The organism is Paenibacillus marinisediminis (assembly GCF_054343325.1).
This window is the reverse complement of record NZ_JBTGUH010000001.1, coordinates 647656-667628: the sequence shown is the minus strand read 5'-3', so window position 1 is coordinate 667628 and position 19973 is coordinate 647656. Positions and strand designations below refer to the sequence as shown.

Below are 19973 nucleotides of genomic sequence, written 5' to 3'. Positions count from 1 at the left end.
CGCCCGCTTCTCACCTGACCGACTTATGTTGGCTGGTTCCGGATATAACCGCTCCATGCGGTTCTCACACGTGAAACTTTGTGAGGGATGTGGGCTCTTTTGTAGCCGACATCCCTTTTTTGATGAGAAGGGGAAATTGAAGTTGGAGGTGCTACGTCATTAGCAAGGAACATTTGATCAATGAAGAGATTCGTGCGAAGGAAGTTCGCTTGGTTGGAGCTAACGGAGAACAGATTGGTATTACACCATTCCGTGAAGCACTGCAGATGGCTTTCGATGCCAATTTGGATCTAGTTAATGTGGCTCCGCAGGCTAAACCGCCGGTATGCCGCATTATGGACTACGGAAAGTTCCGTTACGAGCAGCAGAAGAAGGAGAAAGAGGCTCGTAAGAACCAGAAGGTTGTCGATGTCAAGGAAGTGTGGTTCCGTGCCAATATCGAGGAACACGACTACCAAACGAAGTTTCGTAATGTTGTAAAGTTCTTACGCGACGGTGACAAAGTAAAATGCTCCGTTCGTTTCCGCGGTCGTGAGATCACACATGCGGAGATCGGTAAACGCGTCCTGGAACGTGTGAAAGCGGAAGCGGCTGAGCTGTGCTCGGTTGAGCGTCAACCGAAGCTGGAAGGCCGCAGCATGATAATGATTCTGGCACCGAAGACGAATTAAGTTGAGGTGCATATGCTTACCGACGAGATAAGGGTAAGCGGGGACATTCAATATCGAGGAGGACATGATTATGCCTAAAATGAAAACACACAGCAGCTTGAAAGGCCGCTTCAAAATTACAGGTTCCGGTAAAGTTCGCCGCTATAAAGCAGGCAGAAACCACCTGTTGTCGCACAAATCCCAGCGTACGAAGCGTGTTCTTGCAGGCAACCCTGTAATGGCAGCTGGCGATGTACGCCGCATTAAGCAACAATTGGCAAACCTGAAGTAATTTATTCAAACTAACATGCCGTATGTTGAGCATGCGGTACTACTATACGGACACGAATCGATTGGGAGGTATTCGACATGGCACGAGTTAAAGGCGGATTTACAACACGTCGTCGTCATAAAAAAGTATTGAAATTGGCTAAAGGTTACTTTGGCTCCAAACACCGTTTGTTTAAAACAGCTAACCAGCAAGTAATGAAATCCTTGCTTTATGCATACCGTGATCGCCGTACAAAGAAGCGCGACTTCCGCAAACTGTGGATCGCTCGTATCAACGCAGCAGCTCGCATGAACGGTTTGTCTTACAGCAAATTCATGCATGGCCTGAAATTGGCTGATGTTAACATCAACCGCAAGATGCTTGCTGATCTGGCAGTGAACGATATCAATGCGTTCAACTCCCTTGCAGCAGTAGCAAAAGAGAAAGTTAACGCGTAACTCAGAGTCTTCTGAACCGTGTTGCAATAGCGTGCGCCTTATGGAATGAGCGTTGGAGATGAACCAGCGTTAATCTATAGGGCGCATTTGTGTTTTATTCGCTTAGTCCGGTTAAGGATTACGAATTGACCTGTGCCTATATGTAAATTACAATTCTAATACGAATAGTTGCTGCAGAGAGGGAGTAAGCCGTGATCGATGTATCTCAAATAAACATTCATCAGCTTGTAATTCATAAGGTAGGAAGCGCAGCGCGAGATGAGGGCGTTGTGGTATCACAGCAATTGAGCGATGTGTCGGATGATGAGGTGCTGCGCCAAGCGCTGACTCATTATTTCGTCCGTCCATTCAAGTTTGATGTCTTTAATCAATTCCATCATGAGGCGGATCTTCAACTCAATGAAGTGTATACATTTGCAAGTCGAATATTTTATCAGCCGCAATCCTTTCATGAGCAATCGGTTCACATCCTGAATCACTTATATGCCCAGTCAACACACCCGCAGATTAAGCCGGGTGATCTCTATGTCGCGCACTTTACGAATGTGTTGTATGGAAACTTCAGCGTCGATGCCATCGGTATCTTTAAGTCGGAGAATAAAGATACGTTCCTGCAGGTGAAGCAGCAATCGGAGAACGAGCTGGGGGTATCTGTTCAAGAAGGCGTGAACATTAAGAAGCTGGACAAAGGGTGTTTGATCTTCAATATTTACGCGGATTCTGGCTTCCGAGTATGTATCGTGGACACAGGCAGCCGAGCCAATGAAGAGGCGCAGTATTGGAAGGAGGACTTCCTGCAGCTGAAGCTGGTAGAGGACGAGCATTATTATACAGATGCGGCGATTCAAATGTGCAGCGAGTTCTATGACAGTGTTATCGCGCCAGCGGCCGAGCAGCCGGAGAAGAAGGAGAAGCTGGAGTTCATTAGCAGCACGATGGAGTACTTTGCGAAGAATGACACGTTTGAGCCGGAAGCCTTCGTCGAGACCGTACTCCCAGAGCGTCCAGAGCACAAAGAAATGTTCAAGGCGTATAAGGAGACGTACGAGGAAGTGAACGACCTGCCTCCATTCGATGCGATGCCGATCTCGCAGGTAGCGTTAAAGAAGGTGAAGCGAACGATTCAGAACAATATCCGCACCGATACAGGCATTGAATTGAAGCTGAAGAATGAGGAAGCCTTCCCTTATCTGGAGCGAGGCTATGACGAAGAGCGCCAGATGTATTATTACAAGGTATATTTCAACGAGGAAGAATAGCGAGGGATGCCCGCTAATCATGAATAGACCGTTCGCGAAGCAGCGAGCGGTCTTTTTGTTTAATCTATCGGATTTGCTGCTTTCTCTATTAATTGACCAGTGATAAATAATTATGGCTCGAAATGGCGAACGCTTTAGCGCATTGTGGAGCATAGGATGATCAACTGCAGACCCTAGTTTAGTTTGTAAAATGATAGGATATTCATACAATCAGATAGAGTAGAGCGGACATATTGTATAGGGTACGTATGTTGAAGGGGTGGTTCTCATGCGCAGGGTATCGAAAGAACAGGCCGCAAAGTGGGTAGGCGAGCATATCCGTGCAGTTCGCAAGGACGGATCTGTTGTAACAGGCAGACTTCTTGAAGTATCTGGGAATAGGCTTATCTTGGAACAAAGAACGAGTAAAGGCGCTGGGACGAGAGCGTTACTAGCGCTTGCGCTATTCGACTTACTAGCTATAGGTACGCTAGCTAGCGGTTCATTTGGCTTTGGCGGATTTGGCGGCGGACCGTTTGGATCCGGTGGTTTCGGCGGCTTCGATAACGGCTTCGGTGGAGGATTTGGTGGTGGATTCGGCGGCGGATGCGGGTGCGGGTGTGGGCCATTTGGCTGCTTTCGCGAATAAAAATAGAAATCAGCAGGTCGTATGAGGATACGAGAGCGAGCACGCAGCCCGGAGCTGGGGACTCCGGGCATACATACATGTCACAAGATTTTTTCCATTTCATAGCATTTAAAGTCAGGCAGATAACCGGTCACGTAATATCCCGCGCGCTCGTAGAATAGACGAGCCTGTTCATTCCCGAGGTCGAACAACAGAATCGCTGACTGGCAATAACTCTTGCGACCCGCAGATTCTGCATGTGCAAGCAATCGGGTTCCAATGCCCTTTCGCTTCGAATCATGCTTGACAGCGATCAGGTCAATAATTAATTTATGTTGTATGACAAGGATGTGAACGAAGCCAATTACACGATCATGCTTGTCGGTTTCTACAAAGGTAATGCCGCGCTTTAATCGGATTGGCAGATCATGTTTCACTTGTTCGCCATGGATCATATTGTTCGATTTGGGTATCAATTCCGTGGTAACCAACTGCAGAATATCACGGTCATCTAGTTTCGGATCCCGAAGCCGAAGCATAGTCATTCCTCCGGATTGTAAGCCTAATATCACATATCTGGGATGGCTTTACAGCATCTATGTTGGGATATCGTATGAAGAAGCGCATGCAATTGGAACAACAATATTTTAAAAACGACCTATTGACTCGGTTAAAGTGTCGGACTATAATGTTCCTAAACATTCGGTAACACGAACAGCAATATTATCCAACGGCTATGAAGAGGACGAAGACTTAGGGCTCTTTTGAACAGAGAGCGTGCGGAGATCAGCTGAAACCGACGCCAATACCCCTATGATCGAGCTCACCTCGGAGCTGTTCTTCTGAAACGATGACGAAGATCCAACCATTAGCGTTCTTTGATCCTACACATCGAATTAGGAAGAATCGTCAGACGCGCGTTAGGCGTCGAAGTATGCAGTGCGCATACTTCCGGAGGCTTCGCATTGCGAAATGTGAAGTGAAATCGGGTGGTACCACGGAAGATCAACCTTTCGTCCCTATTCAGCATTCTATTGGAATGGCTGTGCAGGGCGAAAGGTTTTTTTGTTAGCTTGATCAAGATATAAAGGAGGATGGCGAATGAGCGCACATCAAACGACAATGCGATCAAAAGAAGAATTACGAGAGAAATGGTCAAAGCCTGAGGTCATTACAGGCTCAGAAATCTTGCTCCGCAGCTTGTTGTTGGAAGGTGTAGAGTGCGTCTTCGGTTATCCAGGTGGAGCAGTGCTGTACATTTATGACGCGATGCACGGATTCGACGACTTTAATCACTTGCTGACACGTCACGAACAGGGAGCAATACATGCGGCAGATGGCTATGCTCGCGCAAGCGGCAAAGTCGGTGTCTGCATCGCGACATCGGGACCAGGTGCGACGAACCTCGTGACAGGCATCGCGACCGCCTACATGGACTCTATACCGCTCGTAGTTATCACAGGCAATGTGGCAACGTCACTCATCGGAACCGATGCTTTCCAAGAAGCGGATATTACAGGCATAACGCTGCCGATTACGAAGCACAGTTATTTGGTTCGAGACGCTGCAGACTTGCCAAGAGTCATTCATGAAGCGTTCCACATTGCGAATACGGGTCGTAAGGGTCCTGTACTTATCGACATTCCGAAAGATGTGTCCGCTGCTAAAGTCAAGTTCAAGCCAGTTGATAAAGTCAATCTCCGAGGCTATAACCCGACAGTTCAGCCGAATAAGCATCAAGTGGATAAGATGCTGAAGGCGATCAAACACGCGGAACGGCCAGTAATATTGGCTGGCGGAGGAATTGTACACTCCGGCGCTCATGAAGAACTGTTGGAGTTCGTGAAGAAGACGGGAATTCCGGTAACAACGACATTGCTTGGACTAGGCGGTTTTCCAAGCGGTCATGAGCTGTGGATGGGAATGCCCGGTATGCATGGTACCTACACGGCTAACATGGGAATTCAAGAGTCAGATCTGCTGATCAACATCGGAGCGAGATTCGACGATCGCGTAACAGGCAACTTGAATGGTTTTGCACCAAATGCTAAGGTAGTGCACATTGACATTGATCCAGCGGAGATCGGCAAGAACGTTCCGACGGATATCCCTATCGTTGGCGACATCCGCACGACTTTGCAACAAGTCAATACTGCAGTGAAGCACACCGATAAAGCGGAAGCGTGGCGAAGACTGATCCAGCAATGGAAGGCGGAGAAGCCGCTTCGCTACATCGATTCGGATGAAGTGCTGAAGCCGCAATGGGTTATTCAGATGATCCACGATATGACGAAGGGTGAAGCCATCGTAACGACGGACGTTGGTCAACATCAGATGTGGACAGCCCAGTATTATGGCTTCAATCATCCGCGCTCCTTTATTACATCAGGCGGACTTGGCACGATGGGCTTCGGCTTCCCGGCTGCCATCGGCGCTCAGATGGCGAAGCCGGATCGCGTAGTCGTTTCTGTGAACGGCGACGGAGGCATGCAGATGTGCGCGCAAGAGCTGGCGATCTGCGCGATCAACAACATTCCGGTTAAGGTGGTTATCATTAACAACCAAGTACTCGGCATGGTGCGTCAGTGGCAGGAGCTTATATATGATAATCGCTACAGCCACATCGATCTTGCAGGCAGTCCGGACTTTGTGAAGCTCGCTGAAGCATACGGTGTACGCGGCTTCCGCGCCACGAATAAGGAAGAGGCGCGCCAAGCATGGGAAGAGGCGATGAACACGCCAGGGCCAGCCGTTGTTGAGTTCGTCGTAGCCAAGCATGAGAATGTGTATCCGATGGTTACGGCAGGCAGCACAATAGATCAGATGATAATGGGGGATAGCGAATGATGACAACAAAACATACCATCGCCGTTATTGTGAATGATCAGCCCGGTGTCCTCCAACGTGTGTCCGGCTTGTTCGGACGCCGCGGGTTTAATATTGAGAGTATTACAGTCGGAGCTTCTGAAGAGGTTGGATTGTCTCGCATGGTGATTGTTACATCAGGAGACGATCATACACTGGAGCAGATCGAGAAGCAGCTGTACAAGATTATAGATGTTATAAAAGTCATTAACTTAAGCTCACAGTCCATGGTAGGCCGTGAATTAGCCTTGATCAAGGTTAAAGCTGATCATAAGGAACGTCCCGAGATCATCGGTATCGTCGAGACGTTCCGAGCTTCGATCGTCGATATCGGTCCGACAACGCTGGTTGTGCAGGTTGTTGGGGATTCACCTAAGATTGAAGCGATGATTGAGCTGCTGAAGCCGTATGGCATTCGCGAGATCAGCCGAACAGGCATTACGGCTATGATTCGCGGCTCGATAACGGATGCGAAGTAATAACGCATATATGCAATAACCACCCTCCAGATGAGGGGGTGTATGAAGGGGCAAGCGGAATTGCCTCTTCACACACCCGCATTCATCTGGGGATCAGCAATACATCTACTATAATGGAACTAATATGAGGAGGAATCATACGTATGGCAGTTACAATGTACTATGAAAAAGACGCAGACTTCGGAGTATTGCAAAACAAAACAATCGCAGTAATCGGCTACGGAAGCCAAGGACATGCTCAAGCGCAAAACTTGCGTGACAGCGGTCTTCAAGTTATCATCGGTCTTCGTGAAGGTAAATCCGCAGAGAAAGCACGCCAAGATGGCTTTGAAGTCATGTCTGTTGCTGATGCGACAAGCCGCGCGGACGTTGTACAAATCCTGATGCCTGATGAAACTCAAGCATCAGTATATAACAATGAGATCGCACCTAACTTGAAAAAAGGCGCTGCGTTGATGTTCTCCCACGGTTTCAACGTTCACTTTGGTCAGATCATCGCACCTAAGGACAATGACGTATTGCTCGTAGCGCCTAAGTCCCCAGGTCATCTTGTACGCCGCACTTATGTGGAAGGCTTCGGCGTTCCTGGTCTGATCGCGATCGAGCAGGATGCAACTGGCAACGCGAAGGCAATCGGTCTCGCTTATGCAAAAGGTATCGGCTGTACTCGCGCAGGCGTTATCGAAACTTCCTTCAAGGAAGAAACAGAAACGGACTTGTTCGGTGAGCAAGCGGTATTGTGCGGCGGCATGAGCGCGCTCGTTAAAGCAGGCTTCGAGACATTGACAGAAGCAGGCTACGCTCCAGAAATGGCATACTTCGAGTGCTTGCATGAGCTTAAGCTCATCGTTGACTTGATGTATGAAGGCGGTCTTGCTACAATGCGCGATTCCATCAGTAATACTGCGGAATACGGCGACTATGTAACAGGTCCTCGCATCGTAACAGATGAGACGAAGAAGGCGATGAAAGAAGTGCTTTCCGACATTCAGCAAGGTAAATTCGCTCGCGACTTCATCTTAGAAAACCAAGCTAACCGTGCATTCCTGACGGCAACTCGTCGCAACGAAGCTAATCATCCGATCGAAGTGGTCGGCGGCCAATTGCGTGAAATGATGCACTGGATTAAGAAGTAATCGTTGAACGGTGCTCAGAGCATAGTTTAGTGAGGCGATTGCGTACTGCGTCCGCCCGTCGTAAGGCGGGTGGGCGTTTTTTATTATCGGAGACACGACGACATTGAGGAGGTACGGGATGCGTAAAATATATTTGTTTGATACGACTCTGCGTGACGGCGAGCAATCCCCGGGCGTGAACCTGAATACGAGAGAGAAGCTGGAGATTGCTCATCAGCTAGAGCGACTCGGCATTGACCGCATCGAAGCAGGCTTCCCTGCCGCTTCACCTGGAGACTTGGCATCAGTCAATGCAGTAGCGAGAGCGGTTAAGCAGGCTTCGGTAGTTGCGCTAGCCCGTTCACGGACACAGGATATCGATGCTGCTTATGAAGCGCTGAAGGGCGCTCAAGACCCGAGCTTGCATCTGTTCCTGGCATCATCACCGATCCATCGCAAGCATAAGCTGCGGATGACGAAAGAGGAGATGCTCGAAGCAGCGGCAGCAGCCATTAAGTACGCGAAGAAGTATTTCAGCAAGATCGAATTCTCGCCGGAAGATGCAGGACGCACAGAGCTCGACTTCCTCTGCGAAGTGACCGATATGGCGATTAAGTCGGGAGCTACTGTCGTTAACATTCCGGATACGGTCGGCTTCCTGACTCCATATGAGTACGGGAACATATTTAAAATGCTGAAAGAAACGGTGCCCGGAATTGAGAAGATCCAATTGAGCGCTCACTGTCACGATGACTTGGGTATGGCAACAGCCAATGCGCTCGCTGCCATTATGAATGGCGCGGATCAGATCGAAGGCACGATCAATGGAATCGGCGAGCGCGCAGGTAATACAGCGCTTGAGGAAGTGGCGATGGCGCTTGAAACGAGACAAGAGTTCTTCCAAGCGAAGACGACGCTCGTGCTCTCCGAGATCGCGCGCACGAGCCGCATGGTCAGCAAGCTGACAGGCATGGTTGTGCCGGGTAACAAGGCTATCGTCGGCGCTAACGCGTTCGCGCATGAGTCCGGTATCCATCAAGACGGCATGCTGAAGGAGAAGACGACCTATGAGATTATGTCTCCGGAGACGATAGGTCTGAAAGAAAGCAAGCTCGTACTTGGCAAGCATTCCGGCCGCCATGCGTTCCGCGAGAAGCTGATTGACCTTGGCTATGAGCTGAATGAAGAACAGCTTAACGTGGCATTTGCCAAATTTAAAGACTTGGCGGATAAGAAGAAGGAAGTATCGAACGAAGACATTCTAGCGATGATTGAAGAGAAGCTAATCGATACACCGGAAGTGTTCAAGCTGGAATTTATGCATGTTTCTTATTCCAACCAGTCTGTTCCTACGGGTTCCGTACGCTTACTGACACTGGAAGGCAATGTGCTGCAAGGGTCGGCAGAAGGCAACGGCTCTGTAGATGCGATCTATAATGCAATCGATCAGGCTTCTAACGAAGCTGTTGAATTAAGCGATTACTCCATCAAGTCGGTTACTCACGGCAAGGATGCCTTGGGTGAAGTGCATGTCGTCCTTGATCAGAATGGATTGTCCGAACGCGGTCGAGGTGTCAGCACCGATATTATTGAGGCGAGCGCTCGCGCATACGTTGATGCGTTGAATCGTCTGATTGAGAAGCGGAAGAGTTCTACTGGTCGACGTGATAAGATGAGCCTTATATAGTGCCCATATAAGTGAAGAGACTGTACGTTCTGTCTTACATGACGGAGTGTGCAGTCTTTTTTGCAATGGATAGATCACAAGCGGTTTCTTCGTTATATTCAACTTGATTCATTCGAGGGAAAGCAGTAAGGTAGACTGTAGGATTAATATGTGTTGATTGCCTAAGGGGCTGAATCACGCATATAGAGCAAAGGATTGGTGATTGGTGTTGGAACATAAAGCAAATGTTAGATTAACCTCTCTATCTCATAAAGGCGGCTGCGGCTGCAAGATCGGCCCCGCTGATCTGATGCAGGTGTTGAAGGAGCTGCCGCAGAGCGAGCCTCACCCCGACCTGCTCGTAGGACTCGAGACTAGTGATGATGCAGGCGTGTATCGACTAAATGATGAGATGGCGCTAGTACAGACCGTCGATTTCTTTACACCGATTGTGGACGATCCCTATTCATTTGGCCAGGTTGCGGCTGCGAATGCGCTCAGCGATGTATACGCTATGGGAGGCAAGCCGCTGACGGTGTTGAATATCGTGGCGTTCCCGATCTCTACGCTGGACAAGTCGATTCTGGCAGATATATTGCGCGGCGCGGCTGATAAAGTGCGCGAAGCGGGTGCTACGCTCGTGGGCGGGCACTCCATCGATGATCCGGAGCCGAAGTTCGGCCTTGCGGTAACTGGCTTGGTTCATCCAGAGCGCGTCCGCAAGAATGCGGGAGCTCAGGCTGGAGATCGTTTGATTCTGACCAAGCCGATTGGAGTTGGCATTTCGACTACAGCCTTAAAGAATGGGCTGCTGACTGATGCAGAGATCGATCGTGTGACGCAAGTGATGTCGACGCTCAATAAGACTGCTGCTGAAGTAATGGCTGATTATCGCGTTCATGGCTGTACGGATGTAACTGGCTTTGGTTTGATGGGTCATGCTATGGAGATGGCTAAAGGCAGCGGCGTAGGGCTGGATATTGAAGCTGAAAAGGTTCCGTTCTTGGGACGGGTTCGCGAATTGGCAGAGCAAGGCGCAGTTCCAGGCGGTACGAAAAATAACTTCAAGCACGTTCAGGACAGCATTGAGTTTGATGAGCGGCTGGATCAGATCGCGCGTTGGATGCTGTGCGATGCGACAACCTCTGGCGGTTTGTTGATTGCGGTTCATCCAGAAGATGAAGCAGGCTTGCTCGATCGCCTGATATCTGCCGGAGTTGAAGCATCCGTTATCGGCACAGCGGTTGCTGATCATCCGGGCATGATTAAAGTTGAAGGCGGGCAAGTAGGATAATTCGTGCTTAACCATAGCATTCATAGATCCACGCTCTTCTAGAGCGTGGATTCTTTGTTGTTGAATGTGAGCGCCGGCTTGTCATCATATGCAGAACATTGTATTCTGAAGCGTTTGGTTATGTAATGGCGATTAATGTGGAACAATGGGGAAATATCAGTTAATCTAGTACTAATAACAGTTTCGATTCAAACATGAGGTGATAGACATGCATGATATTACACTTGAGCAGTGTCTTGCTCTCCGCAATGAACAAGGAACCCTAGTGGATGTTCGTTCTTCGGGAGAATTTGAGGAGTTTCATATTCCAGGAAGCATCAATATTCCTCTCTTCAGTGACGATGAACGCAGCGAAGTAGGGACCATATATAAGCAAGTGAGTGTTGAAGCGGCTAAGGAAAGAGGCTTGGAGATTGCATCGGCTAAGCTCCCTGCTCTATATAAGCAGTTCCGTGAGCTGAAAGGACCGATCGTCATCTATTGCTGGCGTGGAGGTATGCGAAGTCGAACGATGGCAACGGTGATGACGTTGATGGGAATGAAGGTTTTTCGCTTGAATGGGGGAATACGCAATTACCGTCAATGGGTACAGGATCGACTGGAGCATTATGTGCTTGAAGCTCCTTGCATAGTTATCGCCGGCCATACAGGGACAGGGAAGACAGAACTTCTGACGGGGCTTGCGCAGGATGGATATCCTGTGTTGGATCTGGAAGGACTCGCAGCTCATCGCGGTTCGATCTTCGGGCATATTGGCTTGGCGCCGCGCAATCAGAAGATGTTCGACGCTCTGCTGGTTGAGCGGCTGGATGAGCTTAAACTGGGACATGCGCCGTACATCATGCTGGAAGGAGAGAGCCGCCGTCTTGGCAAAGTAATGCTTCCTAACTTCCTGATGGAGGCGAAGCAGCGGGGCAGAGTCATTCAGATCAACATGCCGACGGAAGAGCGAGTTCGCAATCTGTTGAAGGACTATGACCCGACACAGCATAAGAATGAGATTATTGCAGCTTTCGAGCGAATTCATCGCCGATTGCATACTCCGGTAGCACAGCAGATTCGAGAGTCGCTAAATCTTGAACAATATGAGGCAGCTGTCGCGCTTATGCTGGAGCATTATTATGATCCTCGTTATGAACATGCTGCTCTGAAGTATGAGCAGGATGCAATCGAGATCAACGCCAGCAATGTGGTTGAAGCAGATCATATAATTCGGGAACAACTTAAGATTAAGAAATACGCTTAACGATAATGGACCTTGCACATCGTAATAGGGGACTGACCCTATTGCATGATGCAGGGTCTTTTTGCTGAGAGAATTAACGAATATGAGATTGATAAGAGTGTGGTTATAGTTATTACCTATAAAAATCATAGATTTTATATCTTGGTCAAACCGTGTATTCGTATGTTACAACAGGAGTAATAGAGATCGAACGAGGAGGGCTATAGATGTCAGAGGTTAAACAGATTGCAGTAATCGCGGGTGACGGGATCGGTCCGGAAGTGGTCGCGGAAGCGATAAAAGTGATGAAAAAAACAGAAGAGCTGTTCGGATTGTCCTTTGAATTTGAGCGTGGCTTGTTTGGCGGAATCGCAATCGATGAGAAGGGAACGCCGCTTCCGCAGGATACGCTTGAGATGTGCCAGCGCGCTGATGCAGTGCTGCTTGGAGCAGTTGGCGGTCCGAAGTGGGATACGAATCCGAAGGAGCTTCGCCCTGAAACAGGCCTGCTTGGCATTCGCAAGGCGCTTGGCTTGTTCTCCAATATCCGACCGGCTGTCGTGTTTGATTGCCTGAAGGATGCCTCGACATTGAAGCCGGAAGTGCTGGAAGGCACCGATCTTATCGTCGTGCGTGAGCTGACCGGCGGCATCTACTTCGGAGACAAGCTGCGCCGACAAGGAGCGCATGGCGAGGAAGCGGTTGACACTTGCGTGTATAACGTGCAAGAGGTTGAACGCATTGTTCGTCAAGCGTTCGAGATCGCTCAGAAGCGCCGCAAGAAGCTTGCTTCGGTGGATAAAGCGAATGTGCTCGAAACATCCCGCCTCTGGCGCGAAACGGTTATTCGTGTAGCACCGGATTATCCGGATGTAGAGCTGGAGCATGTGCTCGTGGACAACTGCGCGATGCAATTGCTGCGTCGTCCGTCCAGCTTTGACGTTATTGTTACGGAAAATATGTTCGGTGACATATTGAGCGATGAAGCGGCAATGCTGACGGGCTCGATCGGGATGCTGGCTTCCGCATCTCTAGGAGAGGGAAGCTTCGGTTTATACGAGCCTGTCCATGGCTCAGCGCCGGATATTGCGGGCCAAGGCATCGCGAACCCTATCGCAACTATTCTATCAGTAGCGCATATGTATCGCTTAACGTTTGATTATGCGGAAGCGGCGGATGCCATAGAGAATGCGGTAAAAGAAGTGCTTGATGCGGGTCACCGCACCAGTGACATAGCTGTCGATCGCTCCAATGCAATCGGCACGAGTGCGATGGGTGATTTGATCGTGGCGGCGCTTAGCAAGCAAGCAGTTACAGCTTAATACATGAAGCCTTTATAATGGCCGATGTCGGGAAACGGGGACATCGGCCATTGTTATGTTTTGTTCTAGTTGAGAATCATTCGCAACAAATTCGACACAATTTATAATAAATCTAAATAAATAATTGCTTTAATCTTGACATCATTATTGTGCAGTGATACCATTCTATATGTGAGCTGATTCATCAAGACTATGATCAACTCGACATATAATCACAAGAATGACTACACACATATATAAGGAGGATTTATTAAAATGGCAGAACGTTTAGTAGGAAGACAAGCTCCAGATTTCAACATGGAAACAGCAACAGGTGATGGACAAGGATTCGGCGCAGCACAATTGTCCGATTATCGTGGTAAATGGTTGATCCTGTTCTTCTATCCACTCGACTTTACATTTGTTTGCCCAACTGAAATCACAGCTATGAGCGCAGCAGCAGGTGAGTTCAGCAAGCTGAACACTGAAGTACTGGGTGTATCCATTGACTCCGTACACAGCCATAAAGCATGGATCAACACAGCTAAAGAAGATGGCGGCCTTGGCAAATTGAACTTCCCGCTTGCTTCCGATATCACGAAGAACGTTGCTCGTGAATACGGCGTATTGATCGAAGAAGACGGTGTTGCGCTTCGCGGCTTGTTCATCATCGATCCAGAAGGCGAATTGAAATACCAAGTTGTTAACCACAACAACATTGGTCGCAGTGTTGATGAAACACTTCGCGTTCTTCAAGCTCTGCAATCCGGCGGATTGTGCCCAATCAACTGGAAACCAGGCGACAAGAACCTGTAAGATTAGACGAATTCACTGTGTGTAATCACTAAATATAGAGCTGTATAAGCTCGAGTCAACAACAGCAGAAGCCCCGCTGAGGATACGATATCCGAGCGGGGCTTCTGTTATGACTAATCATCGAGCGATCACTTCTTCGTATATTTTTCGTGTTGATACGGCAATCGTGTTCCAGTCGTATTTTGAACGAACCTTGCGTGCTGCCGCCAGTGAGAAGCGCTGGGCTTTGTCGCGGTCGCGCAGCAGATCCACTGTGTGCCATGCAAGAGACTCCACATCGCCTGGCGGTGTCTTATAACCATCGCGATCGTGATCAATGATTTCAGCTAGTCCGCCAGTGTCTGATACGACGACAGGAATGCCTGCTCCCATAGCCTCCAAGGCTACGATGCCAAATGGTTCATACAAGCTTGGGAACACGCAAACGTCCGTTACCTGGAATAGCTTATCTCGAATGTCACTATCGACGAAGCCTATGAGATGAACGCAGTCGTCAAGCATTAATTCATGAATGATGGCCTTTAATTGTGATGCCATAGGCCCCGCACCAGCTATAATCAGACGGGCATGCTTCATGGTCTGCCTAATAAGCGGAAGAGCGTGAAGCAAGACGTGGATGCCCTTTTCATAGACCAACCTGCCGATACAAAAAAGTACAGGCCCGTCATCTGCAGCATGATGTAGAGGGCTAGGAGCAGATTCAGCGCATTCTACTCCATTCGGTATCATCGTCACTCGCGACAGAGGTACATCGAAGAGCTGATTCACTTCTCGCACCATAGCATGACTGCAGACGATGATATGTTCGGATTCGCGAACGAGCTCGCTTTCCAGATCATGAATACGATGCTGCAGATCGGTATGAACCTCGCCGAGATTGCGGCCGTACTCCGTCGCGTGAATCGTAGTAATAAGCGGCAGATTATAGGTATGCTTCAATTCCTTTGCTGCGATATACACGAGCCAATCATGGGCATGTACGAAATCGAACTGTACACCGTTATTGTTCATTAGTGCTTCTACACCATCGATCATGGCGATATTCATCTGCAATACCCAATCCATAAAGCCGATGGGGGTTTCAGACTTCGGTACAGGAACACGGTAAATATGAACCCCGTCCATGACTTCATAAGGGGGACTGCCAGGGACATCTCTTGTCATGACGTGAACCTCGCACTGCTTAGCTGCGAGATGGCGCGACAGCTCGTAAACGGCGCGTGAAAGTCCGCCAATCACAAGTGGCGGGTATTCCCATGCCAGCATCAATACTCGCTTAATCGCCGCTTTGGGCATAGAATTGCCTGATTCTGAAGTCGATTCTCCTAATAGTAGAAGGCGATAATCTATATTAGGGAAGCATGGGTATTCTGCTTCCATACAATTAAGCTGCTCTTCGTCGTATACTCGCTGCTCCAGCATATCAAGCAGGGTGTGGCAGCGCATAATATGCTCCTTGGTACGTTCCATAGCATAACTAGGAACAGTGTCGGCTTCCATGATAAACGCCCAATCGCTGCTCTCCGCCAGCATAAGCTCGCGAACCGCTTGATTGCAGATACGCTCATGCACTTCTGTGAATCCCCACTTGGGAGGCGCGGCTTCGTTCAGCGTATTTATTAACCGGTCCTCAGCCTGATGGAGATGCTTATAGATCCAATCGTTGCGCTGCATAAGCCACACTTCCGAATATCCGCCTCGCCCCCAGCTGCCTGCCGGTAGATGGGCTCTTTCCGCATCTGGATATCGTTCGATATAATCCGACGGCGTTATGTATTCAAGGCGATCGCTCCAAGCCCCCTGATCAGCATGAAGCTCGCGGAATAGCATTTCAATCCAGAGCGGCCCTTCGAACCACCAGTGTCCAAACAACTCCGCGTCATACGGGGACACGATCAACGGCGGTTTTTCGCAATCTGGGTGCAGCCCCCAGTAGGTGTCAATTTGGTTCAGTCTGCTGTTTATGAAATGCCTTGCATGCACCCGCGCGCGTAACCGTGCCCGGTCTTCGTCATACCAAGCTTTATGATCCTTCTGGCCCGTTACGCGGTAATACTTCAGACCTGTATTTACGCGCGTTCCATCACGCAGCACATACGGCTTAATGTAGTTCCACTCGGCTTCGTCATGCCAGCCGAGATCGTATCCGATATCGCGGTAATACTCGCGATAGTCGGGATGGCCAGGATAGCCGCAGGACGAATCCCACACCTGCCGTGATGATTCGAGATCACGGCCGAAGGCATATGTGCGTTCGTCTACGAGTATGGGACGAAGTGTGCTTGCCAGTGGAGCGGGGTCAGCATCTGTGATGCCATGCATATCAACAATAAAGTAGCTGAGCCCGCTCTTGCGCAGCAGAGGCGTCAAGTGCGGTGTATACCCGCACTCTGGCAGCCAGATGCCGCGCGGCCGCACTCCAAAATGCCGTTCATGCTCTCGAACGCCAATTTCTATTTGTGCCTCAACAAGCTTTTCATTGTATATGAAAGGCAAATAAGCATGAGTCGCAGCACAGGTCATGAGTTCAAGGAATCCTAATTCTTGATATTGGCGAAACTGCCCAATCATATCACGATCCCAGTTTCGATAATGACACAGCCACTGTTGCCAACGATCCCTATACATAGCAGCAACTTGCTTCTGCTCCGGACAATCATTTAAACGTTCTACTTCAAGGGTTGTTAGATGAATATTACTTAACAGATGCTGTTCATACCGCTCCTTCAGCAGTGAATCCTCCATCAATGCAAGCAAGGTAGGTGACAGTGTCATGGTTATACGAAACGGTATTCCTTCTCGTTTAAGCCGTTTGAACATATCGATCAGCGGTATGTAAGTTTCGGTCATCGCTTCAAAGAACCAGCGTTCTTCTAATTTTCCTGCTTCGTCCTTATGTCTGACATAAGGCAAATGTGCGTGCAATATGAATGAAGCATATCCTCTTTTAATAGGGAATGTTTTGTCGTTTAATGGGGTTGTCATGTTTCGACTCCTTTTGATATGGGAAATGAAGAAGCGGATTCACAACAGAATACAGTGTATAGGTTGAAAATTGTTCAAATGGCGAATACGATTCGCTCATTTCATCGGAGAAATGGGATATGGCACTGATGGAGGTATAGGATTCAAGGTTATCTTGAAGCAACTGAGTTTCAGAGTTAACAGGCTCATTGCGAGGTACCTGTGATACTTCTGATCGAAGCAGTGATATGAACTGGTAATCAGGATTCATGATTCCGTACTCAACTCGATAGGATGCGCTCGGATTTACGTTGCGGAAGTACCATGAGCCCTGCTCGTCTACTGTTGTATCGGAGTAGTGAACAGGCAAGGCGTGTTCATGGGCTTGACGATATTGAAGCAATCGAACTTGTTTCGTCAAGTCATTCCAATGGGAGCGATAATGCTCGGCGATCAGTTGCTTGCGTCTTTCATGCAGTTCCCAGTATGCGAAGAGTGTATAGGGGGTTTGTACCATTAAATGAATAAAGGAATGATTATAGCGATAAGGCCATGCCGCTAAGTATGCTGATTGCCGAATCATAAGGGGCTCCTTTCTGCGATAGGCTGAGCTTTCCTATAATACTATTGATTGAATTATCCTCTCCTATCATCATATCCTGTATAATTGGGTTATATGTCTAACGAATTGCAGAGATAAAGATATCCAAGAACACTATGATTCTATTTGATAATATATGATAAAAAGTACATAATAATAAAATCTAGAATAAGACTTTAGTCTCCATTTTCTTCAAAATAAAGGAATCAGTCATGCCATAATCGAATATGCATCAACACATGAACCTCAAGAAAACGCTTGAGCGATTTGTGACAATACAAACGATACCATCAATCATTAAGGAGGGAGAACATGAGCTTTTGCTGCGGGGCAAGTATGATTGGCACTCAAGGCAGTTTACAACACTATCGGACAAGGATTCATAATGTTCCCCTGTTGCTGTGTCCGGTCTGTCAACGAATTGAAGTCCATTATCTTGTAGAAAATGAATACTCAATACTAACGGAGTATGCGCAAATCGATGGAGTAGAGGAGATCGACTTTCAGGAATATGTGACTCAGGACGATAGTCGTTTGCTGGAAAATTGCATAAACAATGAAAATGAAGATCCATTGGACCTTGTGCGCAGCCAGATTGACTCTGCCCTTGACCTGCTTGCCTTAGCAAAGCAGTGGGGAGATTTGCAATGGGAGATGCAGCTTAAACGCCGCTTAGCGTTAATGAGCAGAAGAAAAGCTCAGATCATGAAACAAAAATGAATGTTTAAGCTCGTGCATAATTAAATTTAGATTACTTTTAGCGTTTTCCCTTTTTTTTGCTAATATTCGACATTAATTCATCTTGATTTTGTAAGGTGTAATTTTTATGATAGTAACTACCAATTAATGTATTTGACATATTTGTGAATATGATAATTTTTCACAAACGATTGCAAATTGCAGGCAGATACTGCAATGGGGTGATACATTTTGAATGGTCTTATCGCCGATCATCGAAAATTGCAACTAGAGTGGAAGCAAAGCTATATTCGTCATCTTCGAAAGTTTATGTTAACTGGACATGCTGATGATCTAGCGCAAGCCAAGAACAATGCCAAGTGCGTCATTCAACAACAACCTTACGACATAATGTGTCTCCATGAAGAAACGATGTATATGATGATATCACACGTTGAAATAAACGAGGCGATGATTATGTCTCATCGTTCACTCGCTTATTTAATGGAAAGCTTGTCCGTGATTGCTGCGGAACAGGATAGTAAGGAGGGGGAGGAACTGGCACTTCATTCATTTCGTGATCCTTTACTGCAGTCAGCTCATAGCATCTTGTTAAGACAAGACCCACGCAATAACTATGAAAATGTACTGCAGCAGATGGACAGCGCAATTGTATTATTTAGTGAGGAAGGATTTTTGTCCTTTATTAATGTGGAGACAGCCAAGATTCTTCAAGTAGCTCGCAAAGAATTGGTTGGCTGTACATTGTTGGATTTGCTGCGACATCCTTTACTTGCTCGCGATAAGCGCAAAATTATTCTGCGAATTTATCGTGAGACTATTGTGCTGCGGAAACGGTACCATGAAGTTACCGATAAGCAGGGTCATACATATGTTGTAACCTTTACTTATGGAGATCAGATGGATGGCAATTATTTATACAGTATCAAGGATGTATCGGATTTCAAAAGAATTGAACATTCTGCAGTACAGAATGACAAGCTCGCAATACTCGGCAAGATTGCCGCTGCGATTGCGCATGAGATCCGCAACCCACTAACTTCAATACGCGGGTTTATCCAACTGCTTAGACCTCATCTCATGCAGCTTGGTAAGGATGAATATGCCCGCATCATTTTAGCCGAGATTGATCGAGCTAACGATATTATTTATGAGTTTCTTAATTCTTCTAAACCAACCGCGCCTTTTACTTCAGTAGTACCTATTACCTCGCTGATTCGAGAAGTTATCATGCTTACAGAGAGCGAAGCGCTTATGAAAGGATGCGTTATCTCGCTGGAAGAGCAAGCTTCAGACAGCTCCATTCTCGTATCCATTGATGTTAAACAGATCAAGCAGGTCTTTCTAAACATGATTCGCAATGCGATCGACGCCCTTGTAGAAATGCGCAACACGCGAGCGGGCCTGATTGAGATTAGTGCGAAGCTCGAGGGTAAATATGCAGCCGTTTCAATTCGAGATAACGGTAAAGGCATGGATGATCGAACATTGGAACGATTGTTTGATCCATTTTTTACGACGAAGGATGATGGTACTGGCCTGGGATTATCCGTCAGCTACCAGATCATTCGCAATCACGGCGGCACAATAGAGGTGAATTCCAAGCAAGGTGAGTGGACAGAATTCGTAATCCGGTTACCGATAGCTCTCGCGAGTGTGATATAATCAGCGATAGTTATTTTACTCTAATTATAGAAGGATGA

18 protein-coding genes are annotated in these 19973 nt (G+C 47.8%); 15 read left to right on the top strand and 3 right to left on the bottom strand.

The genetic code is table 11. The annotated features are described in order from the left end of the window. Window positions 1-173 precede the first annotated feature (173 nt). The 5 genes from infC (at window position 174) to ACXX53_RS02990 (ending at window position 3266) form a co-directional block, all read left to right on the top strand. On the top strand, window positions 174-671 hold the full coding sequence (gene infC, locus ACXX53_RS03010; protein ID WP_458567110.1) for a translation initiation factor IF-3: 498 nt from the start codon (window positions 174-176) through the stop codon (window positions 669-671). Window positions 672-741: 70 nt separating this feature from the next. Further along, window positions 742-942, top strand: coding sequence for a 50S ribosomal protein L35 (rpmI, locus tag ACXX53_RS03005; protein ID WP_458567109.1), 201 nt, complete (start codon window positions 742-744; stop codon window positions 940-942). A 77-nt stretch (window positions 943-1019) separates the two neighbouring features. Further along, window positions 1020-1379 carry a 50S ribosomal protein L20 gene (gene rplT, locus ACXX53_RS03000; protein ID WP_458567108.1) on the top strand — a complete coding sequence of 120 codons (360 nt, stop codon included), beginning with the start codon at window positions 1020-1022 and terminating at the stop codon, window positions 1377-1379. Window positions 1380-1570: 191 nt separating this feature from the next. Next, window positions 1571-2638 carry a nucleoid-associated protein gene (locus ACXX53_RS02995; protein WP_458567107.1) on the top strand — a complete coding sequence of 356 codons (1068 nt, stop codon included), beginning with the start codon at window positions 1571-1573 and terminating at the stop codon, window positions 2636-2638. A gap of 268 nt (window positions 2639-2906) precedes the next feature. Next, complete coding sequence (locus tag ACXX53_RS02990) at window positions 2907-3266, top strand: hypothetical protein (RefSeq protein WP_458567106.1); 360 nt, start codon at window positions 2907-2909, stop codon at window positions 3264-3266. Between the two features lie 80 nt (window positions 3267-3346). Here the strand turns inward: ACXX53_RS02990 and ACXX53_RS02985 are convergent, their stop codons facing one another. Then, window positions 3347-3784 carry a GNAT family N-acetyltransferase gene (locus tag ACXX53_RS02985; protein ID WP_458567105.1) on the bottom strand — a complete coding sequence of 146 codons (438 nt, stop codon included), beginning with the start codon at window positions 3782-3784 and terminating at the stop codon, window positions 3347-3349. Window positions 3785-4346: 562 nt separating this feature from the next. Here ACXX53_RS02985 and ilvB point away from each other — a divergent pair. From ilvB to ACXX53_RS02945, 8 genes are all read left to right on the top strand, one after another. Then, window positions 4347-6092, top strand: a complete 1746-nt coding sequence (ilvB, locus tag ACXX53_RS02980; RefSeq protein WP_458567104.1) for a biosynthetic-type acetolactate synthase large subunit — start codon at window positions 4347-4349, stop codon at window positions 6090-6092. After that, window positions 6092-6589: an acetolactate synthase small subunit gene (gene ilvN, locus ACXX53_RS02975; protein WP_458567663.1), complete on the top strand. Its 498-nt coding sequence runs from the start codon at window positions 6092-6094 to the stop codon at window positions 6587-6589. Before ilvB ends, ilvN begins: the two co-directional genes overlap by 1 nt. Window positions 6590-6732: 143 nt before the next feature. Then, on the top strand, window positions 6733-7725 hold the full coding sequence (ilvC, locus tag ACXX53_RS02970) for a ketol-acid reductoisomerase (RefSeq protein WP_458567103.1): 993 nt from the start codon (window positions 6733-6735) through the stop codon (window positions 7723-7725). A gap of 118 nt (window positions 7726-7843) precedes the next feature. Then, window positions 7844-9391, top strand: coding sequence for a 2-isopropylmalate synthase (locus tag ACXX53_RS02965; protein WP_458567102.1), 1548 nt, complete (start codon window positions 7844-7846; stop codon window positions 9389-9391). Window positions 9392-9596: 205 nt separating this feature from the next. Continuing rightward, window positions 9597-10664 (top strand): selenide, water dikinase SelD, encoded by a 1068-nt coding sequence (gene selD, locus ACXX53_RS02960; protein ID WP_458567101.1) that lies wholly within the window; start codon window positions 9597-9599, stop codon window positions 10662-10664. Between the two features lie 208 nt (window positions 10665-10872). After that, window positions 10873-11910, top strand: a complete 1038-nt coding sequence (gene mnmH / locus ACXX53_RS02955) for a tRNA 2-selenouridine(34) synthase MnmH (RefSeq protein WP_458567100.1) — start codon at window positions 10873-10875, stop codon at window positions 11908-11910. Between the two features lie 206 nt (window positions 11911-12116). Continuing rightward, window positions 12117-13211 carry a 3-isopropylmalate dehydrogenase gene (leuB, locus tag ACXX53_RS02950; protein WP_458567099.1) on the top strand — a complete coding sequence of 365 codons (1095 nt, stop codon included), beginning with the start codon at window positions 12117-12119 and terminating at the stop codon, window positions 13209-13211. A 255-nt stretch (window positions 13212-13466) separates the two neighbouring features. Next, window positions 13467-14006: a peroxiredoxin gene (locus ACXX53_RS02945; RefSeq protein ID WP_458567098.1), complete on the top strand. Its 540-nt coding sequence runs from the start codon at window positions 13467-13469 to the stop codon at window positions 14004-14006. A 117-nt stretch (window positions 14007-14123) separates the two neighbouring features. Here the strand turns inward: ACXX53_RS02945 and ACXX53_RS02940 are convergent, their stop codons facing one another. Both ACXX53_RS02940 and ACXX53_RS02935 read right to left on the bottom strand, forming a co-directional pair. After that, a complete protein-coding gene (locus ACXX53_RS02940; protein ID WP_458567097.1) occupies window positions 14124-16991 on the bottom strand; it encodes a 1,4-alpha-glucan branching protein domain-containing protein in 2868 nt (955 codons plus the stop codon). Next, a complete protein-coding gene (locus ACXX53_RS02935) occupies window positions 16954-17553 on the bottom strand; it encodes a DUF4912 domain-containing protein (protein ID WP_458567096.1) in 600 nt (199 codons plus the stop codon). The genes ACXX53_RS02940 and ACXX53_RS02935 overlap by 38 nt, the downstream gene beginning before the upstream one ends. A gap of 330 nt (window positions 17554-17883) precedes the next feature. Here ACXX53_RS02935 and ACXX53_RS02930 point away from each other — a divergent pair, with 330 nt between their 5' ends. Both ACXX53_RS02930 and ACXX53_RS02925 read left to right on the top strand, forming a co-directional pair. Continuing rightward, window positions 17884-18291, top strand: coding sequence for a hypothetical protein (locus ACXX53_RS02930; protein WP_458567095.1), 408 nt, complete (start codon window positions 17884-17886; stop codon window positions 18289-18291). Window positions 18292-18501: 210 nt separating this feature from the next. Then, window positions 18502-19935: an ATP-binding protein gene (locus ACXX53_RS02925; protein ID WP_458567094.1), complete on the top strand. Its 1434-nt coding sequence runs from the start codon at window positions 18502-18504 to the stop codon at window positions 19933-19935. Window positions 19936-19973: the final 38 nt, after the last annotated feature.

Coding starts and splice junctions, on each gene's coding strand:
- rpmI (WP_458567109.1), top strand. CDS start 742: ATGCCTAAAATGAAAACACACAGCAGCTTGAAAGGCCGCTTCAAAATT.
- rplT (WP_458567108.1), top strand. CDS start 1,020: ATGGCACGAGTTAAAGGCGGATTTACAACACGTCGTCGTCATAAAAAA.
- ACXX53_RS02990 (WP_458567106.1), top strand. CDS start 2,907: ATGCGCAGGGTATCGAAAGAACAGGCCGCAAAGTGGGTAGGCGAGCAT.
- ACXX53_RS02985 (WP_458567105.1), bottom strand. CDS start 3,784: ATGCTTCGGCTTCGGGATCCGAAACTAGATGACCGTGATATTCTGCAG.
- ilvB (WP_458567104.1), top strand. CDS start 4,347: ATGAGCGCACATCAAACGACAATGCGATCAAAAGAAGAATTACGAGAG.
- ilvN (WP_458567663.1), top strand. CDS start 6,092: ATGACAACAAAACATACCATCGCCGTTATTGTGAATGATCAGCCCGGT.
- ilvC (WP_458567103.1), top strand. CDS start 6,733: ATGGCAGTTACAATGTACTATGAAAAAGACGCAGACTTCGGAGTATTG.
- ACXX53_RS02965 (WP_458567102.1), top strand. CDS start 7,844: ATGCGTAAAATATATTTGTTTGATACGACTCTGCGTGACGGCGAGCAA.
- mnmH (WP_458567100.1), top strand. CDS start 10,873: ATGCATGATATTACACTTGAGCAGTGTCTTGCTCTCCGCAATGAACAA.
- leuB (WP_458567099.1), top strand. CDS start 12,117: ATGTCAGAGGTTAAACAGATTGCAGTAATCGCGGGTGACGGGATCGGT.
- ACXX53_RS02945 (WP_458567098.1), top strand. CDS start 13,467: ATGGCAGAACGTTTAGTAGGAAGACAAGCTCCAGATTTCAACATGGAA.
- ACXX53_RS02940 (WP_458567097.1), bottom strand. CDS start 16,991: ATGACAACCCCATTAAACGACAAAACATTCCCTATTAAAAGAGGATAT.
- ACXX53_RS02935 (WP_458567096.1), bottom strand. CDS start 17,553: ATGATTCGGCAATCAGCATACTTAGCGGCATGGCCTTATCGCTATAAT.
- ACXX53_RS02930 (WP_458567095.1), top strand. CDS start 17,884: ATGAGCTTTTGCTGCGGGGCAAGTATGATTGGCACTCAAGGCAGTTTA.